Source organism: Cellulomonas rhizosphaerae (assembly GCF_003470205.1).
GTDB classification, from domain to species: Bacteria; Actinomycetota; Actinomycetes; order Actinomycetales; family Cellulomonadaceae; genus Cellulomonas; species Cellulomonas rhizosphaerae.
Window position 1 is genome coordinate 1 of the sequence record NZ_QWKP01000139.1, and the last position, 15,254, is coordinate 15,254.

The following is a 15,254-nucleotide window of genomic DNA, read 5'->3' on the forward strand; positions in this document are numbered from 1 at the left end:
CCGTCGAGGTCGTCCGGCCCGGTGATCGACGTGTCGTCCGCGGCGACCAGGAGATCCTGGCCGGCGACGAAGTACGGGCCGGCGAAGGAGACGACCTTCTTGCGGTCGTCGGTGATCGAGTAGGTCGCGAAGATCATGTCCACCTGGCCGCCGGAGAGCATGTTCTCGCGGTTCGCCGACGGGGCCTGGACCCACTCGATCTTGTCGGGCTCGTAGCCGAGCTTGCCCGCGACGTACGTCGCGACGTCGACGTCGAAGCCCGTGTAGGTGTCGCCGTCCTTGTAGCCGAGTCCCGGCTGGTCGAACTTGATGCCGATCTTGATGCTGCCGCCCGAGCCGCTGCTCGAGTCGTCGCCGCTGTCGTCGTCGCTCGAACAGCCGGCCAGGGCAAGTGCCGCGCTCGCCAGGAGCGCGGGTGCCAGGAGTCCTCTTCGCATGGTCATCCCTTTCGTGTGGTGTACGTACCGGTCGCCATCAGGGGGTGGGGTCGAGAGCTCGGGTCAGTGGGTCAGGATCTTGGACAGGAAGTCGCGAGCGCGCTCGGAGGAGGGCGCGGTGAAGAACGTCTCGGGGTCGGACTCCTCGACGATCTGCCCGCCGTCCATGAAGACCACGCGGTGCGCGGCCTTGCGCGCGAAGCCCATCTCGTGGGTGACGACGATCATCGTCATGCCCTCGGCGGCGAGGGAGACCATGACGTCGAGGACCTCGTTGATCATCTCGGGGTCGAGGGCCGACGTCGGCTCGTCGAACAGCATGACCTGCGGGTCCATCGCGAGCGCCCGGGCGATCGCCACGCGCTGCTGCTGGCCGCCCGAGAGCTGCGCGGGGAGCTTGTCGGCCTGGTTGGCCACGCCCACGCGCTCGAGCAGCGCGTTCGCCTTGGTGCGGGCCGCGGCGCGGCTCAGGCCCTTGACCTTCGTCGGGCCGAGCGTGACGTTCTCCAGCACGGACTTGTGCGCGAACAGGTTGAACGACTGGAAGACCATCCCGACGTCGGCCCGCAGCCGGGCCAGCGCGCGCCCCTCCTCGGGGAGCCGGGTGCCGTCGATCGCGATGGTGCCGGAGTCGATCGTCTCAAGCCGGTTGATGGTCCGGCACAGCGTCGACTTGCCGCTGCCGGACGGGCCGATCACGACGACGACCTCGCCGCGGCGGACCGTAAGGTTGATGTCCTTGAGGACGTGGAGCGAGCCGAAGTGCTTGTCGACGTGCTCGAGCACGACGAGCGGCTCGCCGATCGGGCGGGAGGCCGCGTCGGGCTTCACCTGGGTCTCTGCCATTCGACGACGCTAGGGGGGTTTGTCCGATCTGGCTACTCGCATCGGTCATCCACACGTCACGATCAGGTAAAAATCGGCGGACCTCCCTGTGATCGTCGGGGTCGTACCCTTGTCGGTGATGTCCACGATCCTCGATGCACCCGTCGCCCCGGCCCCCGCCCCGGAGCCTGCTCGCACGTACCTGGTCAAGACGCTCGGCTGCCAGATGAACGTCCACGACTCCGAGCACATGGCGGGCATGCTCGAGCAGGCGGGCTACGTCCCGGCGTCGCCGCAGGACGCGGCCGCCGAGGCAGCCGACGTGATCGTCATCAACACGTGCGCGGTCCGCGAGAACGCGGCGGACAAGCTCTACGGCAACCTCGGCCGCCTCGCGGGCACCAAGCGGACCCGTCCGGGCATGCAGATCGCCGTCGGCGGCTGCCTGGCGCAGAAGGACCGCGCCGGGATCGTCGAGCGCGCGCCCTGGGTCGACGTCGTGTTCGGCACCCACAACCTCGACGTGCTCCCGGTGCTGCTCGAGCGCGCGCGGCACAACGAGCGCGCCGAGGTCGAGATCGCCGAGTCGCTGCAGGTCTTCCCGAGCACGCTGCCGACCAGGCGCGAGTCGGTCTACGCGGGCTGGGTCTCGATCAGCGTCGGCTGCAACAACACGTGCACCTTCTGCATCGTGCCGCACCTGCGCGGCAAGGAGCGCGACCGCCGGCCGGGGGAGATCCTCGCGGAGATCTCGGCGCTCGTCGATCAGGGTGCGATCGAGGTCACCCTGCTCGGCCAGAACGTGAACTCCTACGGCGTCGAGTTCGGCGACCGCGCCGCGTTCGCCAAGCTGCTGCGAGCTGCGGGCGCGATCGAGGGGCTCGAGCGCCTGCGCTTCACCTCGCCGCACCCGGCAGCCTTCACCGACGACGTCATCGAGGCGATGGCCGAGACGCCCACCGTCATGCCGCAGCTGCACATGCCGCTGCAGTCCGGCTCGGACCGGGTCCTTCGGGCCATGCGTCGCTCCTACCGGGCCGAGAAGTTCCTCGGGATCCTCGACCGCGTGCGCGCGCAGCTGCCGGACGCGGCGATCACGACCGACATCATCGTCGGCTTCCCGGGTGAGACCGAGGAGGACTTCGCCGAGACGATGCGTGTGGTCGAGGCGTCGCGGTTCGCCTCCGCGTTCACGTTCCAGTACTCGCCGCGGCCCGGCACGCCCGCCGCCGACCTGCCCGACCAGCTACCCAAGGCCGTCGTCCAGGAGCGCTACGAGCGGCTGCACGCGCTGCAGCAGCAGATCTCGCTCGAGGAGAACCAGGCGCAGGTGGGGCGCGCGGTCGAGGTGCTGGTCGCGGAGAGCGAGGGGCGCAAGGACGGCGAGACCGCCCGCCTCACGGGCCGCGCCGCGGACAACCGGCTCGTGCACTTCGCGGTGCCGCAGGGTGCGGACGCGCCCCGCCCGGGCGACCTGGTACGCGTGCAGGTCACGCACGCGGCGCCGCACCACCTCGTCGCGGACGGCGCGGCCCCGGTCGTGCGGCGCACCCGCGCGGGCGACGCGTGGGAGAAGCGTCAGGCCGCCGACGGGCACGAGCACGGCGCGTCCGGTGACGCCTGCGGCACGGGCGGCCCGGCCGGGGTCGTGAGCCTGGGGTTGCCCGGCACGCGACGCTGAACCTGCCCACTTCGCCCACAGGAACGGCCGCTCACGTCGATGGGCCACGGCTGGGCGCAGAACGTGCGGGCCCACGCTGCCCGCGGCCCTGGACCGCACCAAGGTCGCGAGCATCGCGCTGCGTTCCACGAGCGCTCGCGGCAAAGTCATCCTGCCGGGATCGTCCGGCTCACCGGCACCGTCAGGGCGCCCGGGGCCTCGTGCCCGACGCGGCGTGCCGCTGCGTCGGGCACGATGGGGCCGTGACCACCACCAGCACGACCGGCTCCGAGCCCGCCCGACGACTGCGCAGCGCGCTGTTCGTCGACTTCGACAACGTCTACCTCGGCCTGCTCCGGATCGATCCCGTGGCTGCCGAGCAGTTCGCGACCGAGCCCGGCCAGTGGCTGGACCGCCTCGAGGCCGGCGTCGACGCCGACGGCCCGTTCCAGCGCCGCTTCTTGGTCCGCCTGTGCTACCTCAACCCCGCGGCGTTCTCGCAGTTCAGGCCCAACTTCCTGCGCGCCGGCTTCCGGGTCGTGGACTGCCCGTCGCTCACCCAGCAGGGCAAGAGCAGCGCGGACATCTACCTCGTGCTCGACGCGGTCGACGCGATCTCCGGCGTGACGCACTACGACGAGTTCGTCATCGCGTCCGCCGACGCCGACTTCACGCCCCTCGCGCTGCGCTGCCGGGCCGCGGACCGGCGGGTCAGCATCATCACCGCAGGCCCGGTCGCGGGTGCCTACCGCGCGGTCGCGGACACCGTGGTCTCGGCCGACGAGCTCGCCGAGCTGGTCCTGCCCGAGCGCGCGGCGGCCACGGTGGCCGCCCCGGGGGAGGCGAGCGAGGCGACCGTGCCGGCGAAGGCACCCCGCGCGCGCACCGCCCGCGCGACGGAGTCGGCGCCCGCCGAGAAGCCCGCGACCACGCCCCGCAAGGCCAAGGCCCCCAAGGCGGCCGCCGCCGCGCCGGTGTCCAAGGCGCGCGCCGTCGTCGTGCAGCGCGTCCGCACCTCGGTCCGCCCGCTGCACGCCTCGACGGTCGCCCAGCTCGCGCAGAACGCCGACGACGAGCTCGCCTCGACGAACTGGGCCGGCGCGGGCAGCTTCCTCGCGTGGCTCGCGCGCGACGTGCCCGAGGTCGCCTCGGCCACCAAGCCGGCGCCCGGCTGGGTCTGGGATCCCGCGCGGTTCGGCGAGGCGGACCTGCCGCAGCCCGGCGGCCAGGTGAACTCGGCGGCCATCTCGCGCCAGGTCGTGGCCGTGACCGACACGCCGGGCCTGACGACCGCGCAGTACGGCACGCTCCTGACCGCCCTGGCCGACGACCTGGCCAACGAGCCGTTCGAGCGCGTGGCCACCTCTCGCCGCGTGCGCGAGGCGTGCCAGGCGGCCGGCGCGCCGGTGGGCCGTGCGTCCGTCAACGTCGTGCTCGGCGGCATCGTGTTCGCCGGCCTCGACCTGGCCACGGCGCCGTCGGCCGAGCAGTGCGCCCGGGCGTGGGCGGACAACGTCATCGGCCTGTGCCGGGGCGCGCGCATGGAGCTGTCCCCGGCGGACGTCGCCGCGATCCGGTCCTGGGTCGGCGGCGGACTGCTCGACTCCTAGTTGTCCGGCACGTCCGGCGACGGCGTCGCGTCGTCGCCGGGCAGGAGCCCCTCGAGCGTGCTGAACATCTGCACGCCCGTGCCCAGGCCGCACGCGAGCACCTGTGCGAGTTGGTGGTCGCTCACGCCCGGCTCGAAGTCGGCGGACACCTCGCTGTAGAGCGCGAGCATGCCCTCTTCCTCGCGCACGTAGGCCTTGGGCCAGATGCGCTCGCGGTTCCAGTCGTTGAGCGCGAGCGAGACCGCCGCGCGCTGGTCGAGCGGGAGCGAGCGGTGCCAGCGGCCGCGGACCTGGACGATCTCGTCCTCCTCGCCGAGCAGCAGGAACCAGAAGCGGTTCCCGTCCCAGGTGCCGGTGAGGTCGCCGTCGTCGTCGACCACGAAGCGGTACTCGTGCTCGAGCAGGTAGTCACCGATGCGGTCGCGCGTGAGCGGGCGCACCGGGTCCTCGTTGTCGGGCGCCGTCTTCGTCGGCTTCGGCAGGCCGCCGAGCACGCGCAGGAGCCAGCCGGGCCCGCTCACGGCGCACCTCCCGCGGGGTCGGGATACCGCTCGTCGAGCGCGTCGAAGAACATGCTGCCGGTCGACAGGCCGCAGAAGAGCATCTGGCTGAGCTGCGCGTCGTTGACCCCGTGCTCGAGGTCGGTCGCGACCTCCGAGACCACGTGCACGCGGCCGTTGTCCCGCACGCGCACGTAGGCCTTGGGCCAGATCCGGTCCGCGTTCCACTCGTTGCAGATGTCGAGGACCTCCTCGAGCCGCTCGATCGCGATCTCGCGGTGCCACTGGCCCCTGACCTGCAGGATCTCCGCCTTTTCGCCGAACAGGAAGAAGTAGAACAACCGCCCGCGCCACAGGCCGCCCAGGTCGCCGTCGTTGTCGACGAAGTAGCTGAACTGGTTGTCGGTCATCCACGCGGCGATGCGGGCCGGGGTGACGGGTGCGGGGTTGTCCGTCGCGGGGTCCGCGACGCCCAGCTCGCGGGCCAGCAGCTCCGCCACCTTGTCGTGCAGCTCGGCGTCGCTCGCCTCGGGCGGGGCTGCCGGCGGGGTGGGCGTGGGCCGCCCCCGCCGCCACCAGCGACGCGAGCCGTCCGGGTTCGAAGCCATGCGCAGACCCTACCCGCCGTGTCCGACGTCGAGCCGGTGGCGGCACGGATCGGTCACGGTCGTTAGGGTCGGGGGGCACGACGACCACGATCCGAACGGTGACCGACATGACGAACTTCGACCCCGCCGCGCTGCCCGCGTCCGCGTTCGAGCCCATCGCAGACGATGCAGGCCCCTCCGCGCTCTCCCCGGTCAGCCGTGACCGCATCAAGGCGCGCCTCGAGGCGCGCGGGTACAACTACGGCATCGACGACGACGGCGACATCGGCGGGCGCTGGGACGACCACGTCTTCTACTTCCTGCTGCTCGGCAAGGACTCCGAGTACCTGCAGGTCCGCGGCCGCTGGTCGCGCAACCTGCCGGCCTCCGAGCTCGGCCAGACGCTCGTCCTGGTCAACGACTGGAACGCCGGCCGGATCTGGCCCAAGGTCTACGTCCGCGTCGAGGAGAACGACCTGCTCGGCGTCTACACCGAGCACTCGGTCGACTACGAGCCCGGCCTGACGGACGCGCAGCTCGACCAGCACCTCGGCTGCGCCATCTCGACGTCGCTCGCGCTCTTCACGAGCCTCGACGAGCGCTTCCCCGAGGTCGCCGCGGCCGCGAAGGCCGAGATCGCGCGGATCATCGCCGAGCAGCAGCAGCAGTAGAACTGGTAGATGCGCGCGTGCTGACCGCGGCGGCCCTCGTGCCGGACACCGCCCTGCTCGTCCCGGGCGCCGGTGGTCGCGTCGACCCGGCGCAGCGGCTCCGCGCCGCTGCGCTCGCGGTCGTGGAGGCCGCTGTCGCGGGGGCCGACGCGGTCGTCGTCGTCGCGCCCGGGCGGGTGACGCGCGAGCTGAGCGGGCGCGTCGTCGTGTCCCTGGGGGCTGCCGGGATCGGCGACGAGCAGCTCGGCTGGCCGGCACCCGCGGTCGGCGACGGGCCGGACGTGCTCGCCGGTGTCCCGGCCTCGGTGGGCCTCCACCTGCTCGCGCGGGCGGGGTGCGGGGGGCCGACGAGGGTCGTCGAGGTCGCACCGGACTCTGTCCTGGCTGACCTGGCGGACCTCGGCGCGCGGCTCGTCCACGAGGCTGCCACCGCGCTCGTCGTCGTGGGCTCGGCGAGCGGGCGGCACGGCCCGGACGCGCCGCTCGCGGACGACGGGCGGGCGCCGGCCTACGACGAGGCGCTGATTGCGGACCTTGCCGAGCCGACCCGGCAGGCCCAGGCCCGACTCGCGGACCTCGCTCTCCAGGACGCGCGGGACCTGGCCGTGACCGGGTGGGCGCCCTGGCAGGTGCTGCTGGGCTCCCTCGGCACGGGCGACGGTGACGTCGTCGGGCACCTCGAGCACGCCGAGGTGCTCGCGGGCGCGCAGCACGCCGCGATCGGCTGGCGGGCCTCGTGAGCCTCGTCGTCGCCGTCGTCGGACCCACCGCGACCGGCAAGTCCGACCTGGGCATCGCGTTGGCGACCGCACTGGGAGGCGAGGTCGTCAACGCCGACGCGATGCAGCTCTACCGGGGCATGGACATCGGCACCGCGAAGCTCCGCCCGGACGAGCGCGGCGGTATCCCGCACCACCTGCTCGACGTCCTGGACCCGCACGAGGACGCGTCGGTCGCGGACTACCAGACGCTCGCGCGCGCCGAGCTGGCCGCCATCGAGGCCCGGGGCGCCCGGGCGGTCGCCGTGGGCGGCTCGGGCCTCTACGTGCGCGCGCTGCTCGACGCGATGGAGTTCCCCGGGATCGACGCCGCGGTCCGCGAGGCGCTCGAGTCGCGCGTCGAGGCGGAGGGCTCGAGGGCGCTGCACGCCGAGCTCGAGGCCGTCGACCCGACCGCGGCCGCGGGCATCGGGCCGCGCAACGCCCGCCGGATCGTGCGCGCGCTCGAGGTCATCGCCCTCACGGGCCGCCCGTACTCGGCGTCGCTGCCGCAGCACGTCTACGAGGTGCCCGCGGTGCAGATCGGCCTGGACCACGACCGCGCCACGCTCGACGAGCGGATCGAGGCCCGGGTCGCCCGCATGTGGTCGCTGGGACTCGTCGACGAGGTCGAGGGCCTGCTGGCCGCGGGGCTCGGCCGCACGGCCTCGCGCGCCGTCGGGTACGCCGAGGTCGTCGCGATGCTGGACGGCACCCTGACGCCTGACGAGGCTCGCGCGGCGACCGCGGCCGGCACCCGCCGGCTCGCGCGCAAGCAGATGGGCTGGTTCGGTCGCGATCCGCGCGTGCACTGGCTCGACGCGCAGGACCCGGACCTGGTCGAACGCGCCCTCGATCTCGTCGCCCGGGCGGACGCCGGCACCCTCGGACCGGCCACCGACGACCCCGCGCCGCGCCGTACGCTGGGCTCATGACCTCCGCGAGCCTGCGCGTGACGAAGGGCCACGGCACCCAGAACGACTTCGTGCTCCTCGACGACCGCGACGGCTCGGTGGACCTGACCGACGTCCTCGTGCGTGAGCTCGCCGACCGCCGCGCGGGCCTCGGCGGCGACGGCGTCATCCGGGTGATCGCCTCAGGCCGGCTGCCCGAGGGCGAGGCGGTGCTGGCCGACGAGCCCGCGGCGCGCTGGTTCATGGACTACCGCAACGGCGACGGCTCGATCGCCGAGATGTGCGGCAATGGCGTGCGCGTCTTCGCCGCCTACCTCGAGCGGCTCGGGCTGTGGGACGGGGCCGACGAGCTCGCGCTCGGCACCCGCGCGGGCGTGCGTCGCGTCCGTCGGGTGACCAAGCCGAACGGACCCGCCGGCGGCGACGACTGGTACGCGGTCGACATGGGCCGCTGGACCGTCCCGGGTGGGGCCGCCGTCGTCGCGGCCGGGTTCGACGCCGAGGTGCAGGTCGCCGGGCTCGACGTCGCGAGGCCGGCGCTGAGCATCGACGTGGGCAACCCGCACACGGTCCTCGCGCTGCGCGACGACGAGCTCGACGGCGCCGACCTCACGCGCGCTCCTGTCGTGACGCCCGTGCCGCCCGCGGGCACCAACGTGGAGCTCGTCGTCCCGCTCGGGGAGCAGGAGCTCGACGGTGTCGTCGTCGGACGCGTGCGGATGCGGGTGCACGAGCGCGGCGTGGGCGAGACCCGCTCGTGCGGTACGGGCGCCGTCGCGGCCGCGATGGCCGTGCGCGCGTGGGCCGGCGCAGGCGCTCCCGACGTGTGGTTCGTCGACGTGCCTGGTGGCACGGTGCGCGTCACCGCGCTGGCGGACGGTCACGCCGAGCTCGCGGGCCCTGCGGTTCTCGTCGCCGACGCCTCGGTCGACCTCGACGCGCTCTCCGCCGGCTCGCGGTGACGTCCCTGACCGCCCAGGACCTCGGGATCACGCTCGGCCCGGGGGCGACGGTCGTGCAGTTCTCCAGCACGTTCTGCCAGCCCTGCCGCATGACGCGGATCGTCGTCGAGCGTGCCGTGGCCACGGCCGCCGACGTCGCGTACGTCGACCTGGACGTGGCCGACCACCTCGAGCTCGGCGAGCGCCTCGCGATCGACGCGACGCCCACGGTGCTCGTGCTCGACGCGGACGGCGAGGTCCGGCACCGCGCGAGCGGGGTGCCGACGCTGGCTCAGGTGCGGGCCGTGCTCGCATCCGTCGCGGGCTGACGACCCCGCGACGCGACCCGCGGCGCGACGAGCGCCGCCCCGGCGGCGAGCAGCGTGGTGAAGGCGAACGTCGCGACGAAGGGACCGTCGAGGCCCGACGCGGCGCCGAAGACGAGGCCCGTGACCGCGAGCGACCAGGCCGCACCGGTGCTGTCCGCGATCGTCAGGCTCGAGCTGTTGGTGCCCTGCGTGCCCGGCTGGGAGTAGCCGAGCACGAGCACGGTCTGCCGCGCGTAGCTCAGCCCCATCCCGGCTCCCGAGCAGGCCCACGTCACGACGAGCAGCGTGGCCGGGGCGTGCGCCGCGGTCACGAGGCACGTGCTGCCGACGCCGACCACGACGAGCACCGTGCCGATCCGGACCGCGTCCCGGTCGCCCAGCCGGCCCGCGAGCCGCCCCTGCACCCACGACGCGCCAGCCCACGTGATCGCGGCCGCGGTCAGCGTGACGCCGGCCAGCGTCGGGGAGAAGTCGTAGCGGCGGGTCAGCAGGTAGGGCAGGTAGACCTCGGCGCCGAAGAACGCGCCGGCCAGGAGCGCGCGGCCGCTCACGACGCTGGGCAGCCCGCGCGCGAGCCGGAGCGAGCCGGCAGGGAGCAGCGGGCGCAGGGCGATCAGCACGACGACCGTCGCGGCGGCGGCCAGGACGAGGTCCCACGGCGCATCGGCCTGGTCGGCGAGGTTGAGCCCGAGCACGGCGACCGCCGCGAGGCAGGCCCACGCGATCCGGCGGCCGCTCGCGCCCGCGGCGGGCTCGTCGGGGGCACCGAGCCGTGCCACGTTGGCCAGCACCACGAGCGCGACCGGCACGACGATGGCCACGACGCCGAGGAACACCCAGCGCCAGCCCACGTGCTGCGCGACGGCACCAGCCAGCGGCGGCCCGACGAGCGAGGGCACGACCCACGCCGCCGAGAACCCCGCGAACACGCGCGGGTGCAGCAGCGGGGGATAGGCCCGCGCGACGACGACGTAGACGGCCACCGTGATCCCGCCCGCACCGAGCCCCTGCACGAGCCGCCCGGCGACGAACAGCTCCATGGACGGCGCGAGCCCGGCGAGCAGCAGCCCCGTGGCGAACAGTGCGACGGCGGTCGCGAGCGGCCCGCGCGGACCTCGTCGGTCCGCCCAGCCGCCGGACACGACCATGCCGACCACGCCGGCCGCGAGCGTGCCTGCGAAGGCGAACGCGTACAGGTCGGCGCCGTCGAGGGCCTGCGAAACGGTGGGCATGACCGTCGTGACGGCGAGCGCCTCGAACGCGGCCAGGAAGATCAGGCCGAACAGGCACCAGGTGGTGACGCGCAGGGCCTTCCAGGCGGCGTCGGGCCGCAGCTCGACGGTTCCCGGCGCGGGTGCCTCGGACCTGCTCACGACCGGCGCACGGTCAGGACGCGGAAGCCCTTCGAGCTCGCCGTGCGCTCGACGGGCAGGCCGAGCGCGTCGGCCAGCCAGCGCTGCAGCGAGTCGGCGCCGAGGTTCTTGCCGACCACGAGGTGGGCCTCGCCGCCCTCGGCGAGGCGGGGGAGCCAGCGCAGCAGGAGCTCGTGCAGCGCCTCCTTGCCGACCCGGATCGGCGGGTTCGACCAGATCGCGGCGAACCGCACGTCGTCGGGCACCTCGTCGGGCGACACCGCGGTGATCCCGACCAGCTCGTGGCGCGCCGCGTTGCGGCGCACGAGGTCCAGCGCGCGCTCGTTGACGTCCACGGCCCACACGCGGGCGGCGGGCGAGCGCAGCGCGAGGCTCAGCGCGATCGGCCCCCAGCCGCAGCCGAGGTCGAGCAGGTCGCCGGCAGCGGGGGGAGCCGGGACCTCGTCGAGCAGCACGGCGGTCGCGTGGTCGAGGTGGGCGGCGGAGAACACGCCCGGCGCGGTCTCGACCTCCAGGGACCGGCCCGCGAGGTCGACGGTCAGCGTGCGGCGCTCGTCGGCCGAGGCCGGCTGCGCGGTGAAGTAGTGGTCGTGCCCGGTCACCGGACGACCCTACCGGTGCCCTCCCGCACGCTCGGCAGGCGTCGGCTCGGAGCGAAATGGGTCGACCGGGTGGGTGCCGCGTGCGACCCTGGAACCACAGTCCGACGAGAGGAACCGCGTGAACGACCCGCAGCCCACCATCCGCGAGACGCAGGACACCCCGGTGGCCCGCAGCGCGCAGGAGGTGGCCGACGACGTCGTCGCGCGGGTGCTCGCCCGGGCCGGCACGGCCCTCCAGGCGGGCGCCACGGTCCACTCCTCCTACGACGGCGACCAGCTGGACCTCGAGGAGCGCACCTCCCTCCGGCGCGTGCGCGGCCTGTCCACCGAGCTCGAGGACGTCACCGAGGTCGAGTACCGCCAGCTGCGGCTCGAGAAGGTCGTGCTCGTCGGGCTCTGGGGCTCGGGCACGGTGCACGACGCCGAGGTCTCGCTGCGCGAGCTCGCGGCCCTCGCCGAGACCGCCGGCTCCGAGGTGCTCGACGGCATGCTCCAGCGCCGCCGCTCACCCGACCCGGGCACGTACCTCGGCTCGGGCAAGGCCGCCGAGCTGGCGACCGTCGTCGCCGCCGTCGGTGCCGACACCGTCGTCGTCGACGGCGACCTGGCCCCGTCGCAGCGCCGCTCGCTCGAGGACATCGTGCGCGTCAAGGTCGTCGACCGGACCGCGCTGATCCTCGACATCTTCGCGCAGCACGCCAAGTCCCGTGAGGGCAAGGCGCAGGTCGAGCTCGCGCAGCTCGAGTACCTCCTGCCGCGTCTGCGCGGCTGGGGCGAGTCGATGTCCCGCCAGGCCGGTGGCCAGGTGGGCGGCGCGGGAGCCGGCATGGGCTCGCGCGGACCCGGTGAGACCAAGATCGAGCTCGACCGCCGCCGCATCCGCAACCGGATGGCCAAGCTCCGCAAGGAGATCGCGGCGATGGAGCCGGCGCGACTGACCAAGCGCGCGTCGCGCAAGAAGAACGCGATCCCGTCCGTGGCGATCGCGGGCTACACCAACGCGGGCAAGTCCTCGCTGCTCAACCGGCTGACCAACGCCGGCGTGCTCGTCGAGAACGCGCTGTTCGCGACGCTGGACCCGACCGTGCGCCGCGCGGAGACCACGGACGGCCGCGTCTACACGCTGGCCGACACCGTCGGCTTCGTCCGGGCCCTGCCGCACCAGCTCGTCGAGGCGTTCCGCTCGACGCTGGAGGAGGTGGCAGACGCGGACCTGCTGCTGCACGTCGTCGACGCGTCCCACCCGGATCCCGAGGGCCAGATCGCCGCGGTCCGGCACGTGCTGGCCGACATCCCGGGCGCCATGGACGTGCCCGAGATCATCGTGCTCAACAAGGCCGACCTCGCCGCGCCCGAGGTGATCGCGCGGCTGCGATCGCGCGAGCTGCACACGATCGTCGTCTCGGCCCACACTGGCGAGGGCATCGACGAGCTCCAGCTCCTGGTCGCGGACCAGCTGCCGCGCCCGGGTGTGCTCGTCGAGGTCGTCGTCCCGTACGACCGGGGCGACCTGGTCAGCCGCGTGCACCTGCACGGCGACATCGACAGCGAGGAGCACATCGAGCAGGGCACGCTGCTGCGTGCCCGCGTCGACGAGGCCCTCGCCGCCGAGCTGCAGCACGTCGCCGTCGCGGTCTGACTGCGCTCACCTCCACCCACAGGGCGGCGCTGGTTGGTCGTCGGACCGCACTACGCTGACGCGGTGTCCCCGACCGAAGCCACCTCCACCGCTCCGCAGGCGCGCACTGCCGGGGCGGACGAGCCGTCGGTCGACGACCTGCTCGACCTCGCCGTGGGCGCCCTGGGCGGAGCCCGGCGTGACGGTCAGCACCAGATGGCGCTCGCGGTCACGGCCGCGCTCGAGACCGGCGACCACCTGCTCGTCCAGGCAGGGACGGGCACCGGCAAGTCGCTCGGCTACCTCGTGCCCGCGGTGCGGCACTCGGTGCTGGAGGACGAGCGCGTCGTCGTCTCCACGGCCACGCTCGCGCTCCAGCGACAGGTCATCACGCGCGACCTCCCGCTGGTCGCCGACGCGCTCGCGCCGCGACTGCCGCGCGCGCCGAAGATCGCGCTGCTCAAGGGCTGGCACAACTACGTGTGCATCAACAAGGTCTCGGGCGGCTACCCCGAGGACGAGGGCGCGACCCTGTTCGACCTCGGCGAGAACGCGGGCGCCGCGGAGCACCCCGCCCTCGGCGGCACCGACCGCCCGGGCACGGGCGAGTCGCTCGGCGCGCAGGTGGTGCGGCTGCGCGAGTGGGCCGAGGAGACCGACTCGGGCGACCGCGACGACCTCGTCCCCGGCGTGACCGACCGCGCGTGGCGGCAGGTGTCGGTCACCTCGATGGAGTGCATCGGCGGCAAGTGCCCGATGCTCGCCGAGTGCTTCCCCGAGCGCGCCCGCGCACTGGCCCGGGAGGCCGACGTCGTGGTGACCAACCACGCGATGCTCGGCATCGCCGCGTCGGGCTCGCCCAACGTCCTGCCCGAGCACGACGTGCTCGTGGTCGACGAGGCGCACGAGCTCACCGACCGCGTCACGGCGCAGGCCACCGCCGAGCTCTCGCTCGCGACGATCGAGCACGCCGCCCGCCTCGCGCGCCGGCACGGGGGCGTGCCCACCACGGACCTCGACTCGGCCGGGCAGGCGCTGGCGACGTTCCTCGTGACGATGCCCGAGGGGCGGTTCCCGCGCGGGCTGCCCGACGAGGCGCGCGCCGCGGTCGCCGCCGTCCGCGACGCCTCGCGCGCGCTGCTCAGCGTCCTCAAGCCCGACACCACGACCGCCAAGGGCGGCGGTGCCGAGGGCGGACTGAAGATGGCGGCCTCGGCGATGCTCATCCTGTTCGAGGTCGCCGACCGGATGGCCGCCGACCCCGACGACAACAAGCACACCGTCCTGTGGTGCGCGCGCAGCGAGGACCGCCGCGGCACGCCCATGACGCGGCTGCACGCGGCGCCGCTGGCCGTGAACGGGCTCATCCGCACCCACCTGCTGTCCGGACGCTCAGCGGTGCTGACGTCCGCCACGCTGGCCCTGGGTGGCTCGTTCGACCCCGTGGCCCGGGCAGTCGGTCTCGAGGTCCGCGCGGACGCCGAGCCCGTAGGCCCGTCGGGGGAGGCGAAGCCCGCCGCGCTGTCGTGGCACGGGCTCGACGTCGGCAGCCCGTTCGACTACCGCAAGCAGGGGATCTGCTACGTCGCCAAGCACCTGCCGCCGCCGGGCCGCGAGCCCGCGACCGACGCGCAGCTCGACGAGATCGAGGCGTTGATCACCGCCGCGGGCGGGCGCACGCTGGGCCTGTTCTCCTCGCGCCGCGCCGCCAACGCGGTTGCGCTCGCGATGCGCGAGCGGCTCGACGTCCCCGTGCTGATGCAGGGCGACGACCAGCTGCCGACGCTCGTCGCCCAGTTCGCGGCCGACGAGCCCACGTGCCTGTTCGGCACGCTCTCGCTGTGGCAGGGCGTCGACGTGCCCGGCCCGTCGTGCTCCCTGGTGATCATCGACCGCATCCCGTTCCCGCGGCCCGACGACCCCGTGCGTTCGGCGCGCTCGGACGCGGTGGGATCCGCGGGCGGCAACGGGTTCATGGCCGTCTCGGCGACGCACGCGGCGCTGCTGCTCGCGCAGGGCGCCGGCCGGCTCATACGGGGAACGCAGGACCGCGGTGTCGTCGCCGTGCTCGACCCGCGGCTGCGCACCGCGCGCTACGGCGACTTCCTCGCGCGGTCGATGCCGGACTTCTGGCCGACGACCGACCGCGCCGCCGTCGTCTCCGCGCTGGAGCGACTGCGGGGGGCGTGAGCAGCGTCGTCGTTCTCCGGATAGCCTTTCGAGTGCCCAGCCGGACCACGACAGGGAGTGCCCGATGACCCAGCCCGACGACATCGACGAGGTCCCGCTGGGTCCGCGTCCGACCCCCCGCCGGACCTCCAAGCTGGCGATCGTCGGCGCGGGGGCCGTGGGCTCGACCATGGCCTACGCAGCCCTGATGCGCGGCGCGGCCCGCACCGTCGCGCTCTACGACATCAACAAGGCGAAGG

At 73.9% G+C, this 15,254-nt stretch carries 16 protein-coding genes; 10 read left to right on the plus strand and 6 right to left on the minus strand.

All coding sequences use genetic code 11. From position 1 onward, the window contains the following. A partial coding sequence (locus D1825_RS04435; protein WP_407643295.1) for a transporter substrate-binding domain-containing protein occupies positions 1-443 on the minus strand: 443 nt, incomplete at its 3' end. Positions 444-500: 57 nt separating this feature from the next. Next, positions 501-1,283 (minus strand): amino acid ABC transporter ATP-binding protein, encoded by a 783-nt coding sequence (locus tag D1825_RS04440; RefSeq protein ID WP_118766253.1) that lies wholly within the window; start codon positions 1,281-1,283, stop codon positions 501-503. A gap of 118 nt (positions 1,284-1,401) precedes the next feature. On the opposite strand from D1825_RS04440, the gene miaB reads away from it, so the two are divergent. Both miaB and D1825_RS04450 read left to right on the plus strand, forming a co-directional pair. Next, on the plus strand, positions 1,402-2,943 hold the full coding sequence (gene miaB / locus D1825_RS04445; protein WP_118766265.1) for a tRNA (N6-isopentenyl adenosine(37)-C2)-methylthiotransferase MiaB: 1,542 nt from the start codon (positions 1,402-1,404) through the stop codon (positions 2,941-2,943). Positions 2,944-3,185: 242 nt separating this feature from the next. After that, entirely contained in the window at positions 3,186-4,532 is a 1,347-nt protein-coding gene (locus D1825_RS04450) for an NYN domain-containing protein (RefSeq protein ID WP_138067457.1), read from the plus strand. Here the strand turns inward: D1825_RS04450 and D1825_RS04455 are convergent. After that, on the minus strand, positions 4,529-5,053 hold the full coding sequence (locus D1825_RS04455) for a type III secretion system chaperone family protein (protein WP_118766255.1): 525 nt from the start codon (positions 5,051-5,053) through the stop codon (positions 4,529-4,531). The two genes, D1825_RS04450 and D1825_RS04455, sit on opposite strands and share 4 nt — an antisense overlap. Beyond that, positions 5,050-5,640 (minus strand): type III secretion system chaperone family protein, encoded by a 591-nt coding sequence (locus D1825_RS04460; protein ID WP_118766256.1) that lies wholly within the window; start codon positions 5,638-5,640, stop codon positions 5,050-5,052. The genes D1825_RS04455 and D1825_RS04460 overlap by 4 nt, the downstream gene beginning before the upstream one ends. A 107-nt stretch (positions 5,641-5,747) precedes the next feature. On the opposite strand from D1825_RS04460, the gene D1825_RS04465 reads away from it, so the two are divergent. The 5 genes from D1825_RS04465 to D1825_RS04485 are packed head-to-tail and all read left to right on the plus strand — an operon-like array spanning position 5,748 to position 9,232. After that, positions 5,748-6,290, plus strand: a complete 543-nt coding sequence (locus tag D1825_RS04465; protein ID WP_118766266.1) for a type III secretion system chaperone family protein — start codon at positions 5,748-5,750, stop codon at positions 6,288-6,290. Positions 6,291-6,307: 17 nt separating this feature from the next. Continuing rightward, the gene (locus tag D1825_RS04470; protein WP_118766257.1) at positions 6,308-7,030 is read left to right on the plus strand and encodes a class III extradiol ring-cleavage dioxygenase family protein; all 723 of its coding nucleotides are present in this window, start codon (positions 6,308-6,310) and stop codon (positions 7,028-7,030) included. Continuing rightward, positions 7,027-7,983 (plus strand): tRNA (adenosine(37)-N6)-dimethylallyltransferase MiaA, encoded by a 957-nt coding sequence (gene miaA / locus D1825_RS04475; RefSeq protein WP_118766258.1) that lies wholly within the window; start codon positions 7,027-7,029, stop codon positions 7,981-7,983. The genes D1825_RS04470 and miaA overlap by 4 nt, the downstream gene beginning before the upstream one ends. Next, positions 7,980-8,924 (plus strand): diaminopimelate epimerase, encoded by a 945-nt coding sequence (gene dapF, locus D1825_RS04480; RefSeq protein WP_118766259.1) that lies wholly within the window; start codon positions 7,980-7,982, stop codon positions 8,922-8,924. The genes miaA and dapF overlap by 4 nt, the downstream gene beginning before the upstream one ends. Further along, positions 8,921-9,232 (plus strand): thioredoxin family protein, encoded by a 312-nt coding sequence (locus D1825_RS04485; RefSeq protein ID WP_118766260.1) that lies wholly within the window; start codon positions 8,921-8,923, stop codon positions 9,230-9,232. The genes dapF and D1825_RS04485 overlap by 4 nt, the downstream gene beginning before the upstream one ends. Here the strand turns inward: D1825_RS04485 and D1825_RS04490 are convergent. Both D1825_RS04490 and D1825_RS04495 read right to left on the minus strand, forming a co-directional pair. Further along, positions 9,196-10,605, minus strand: a complete 1,410-nt coding sequence (locus tag D1825_RS04490) for an MFS transporter (RefSeq protein ID WP_118766261.1) — start codon at positions 10,603-10,605, stop codon at positions 9,196-9,198. The genes D1825_RS04485 and D1825_RS04490 overlap by 37 nt on opposite strands. Beyond that, positions 10,602-11,207 (minus strand): class I SAM-dependent methyltransferase, encoded by a 606-nt coding sequence (locus D1825_RS04495; protein WP_118766262.1) that lies wholly within the window; start codon positions 11,205-11,207, stop codon positions 10,602-10,604. The genes D1825_RS04490 and D1825_RS04495 overlap by 4 nt, the downstream gene beginning before the upstream one ends. Before the next feature lie 118 nt (positions 11,208-11,325). On the opposite strand from D1825_RS04495, the gene hflX reads away from it, so the two are divergent. The 3 genes from hflX to D1825_RS04510 form a co-directional block, all read left to right on the plus strand. Next, a complete protein-coding gene (hflX, locus tag D1825_RS04500) occupies positions 11,326-12,846 on the plus strand; it encodes a GTPase HflX (RefSeq protein ID WP_118766263.1) in 1,521 nt (506 codons plus the stop codon). Positions 12,847-12,909: 63 nt separating this feature from the next. Further along, entirely contained in the window at positions 12,910-15,015 is a 2,106-nt protein-coding gene (locus D1825_RS04505) for an ATP-dependent DNA helicase (RefSeq protein ID WP_118766264.1), read from the plus strand. Positions 15,016-15,079: 64 nt separating this feature from the next. Beyond that, on the plus strand, positions 15,080-15,254 hold a 175-nt coding region (locus D1825_RS04510; protein ID WP_407643296.1), incomplete at its 3' end, for a lactate/malate family dehydrogenase.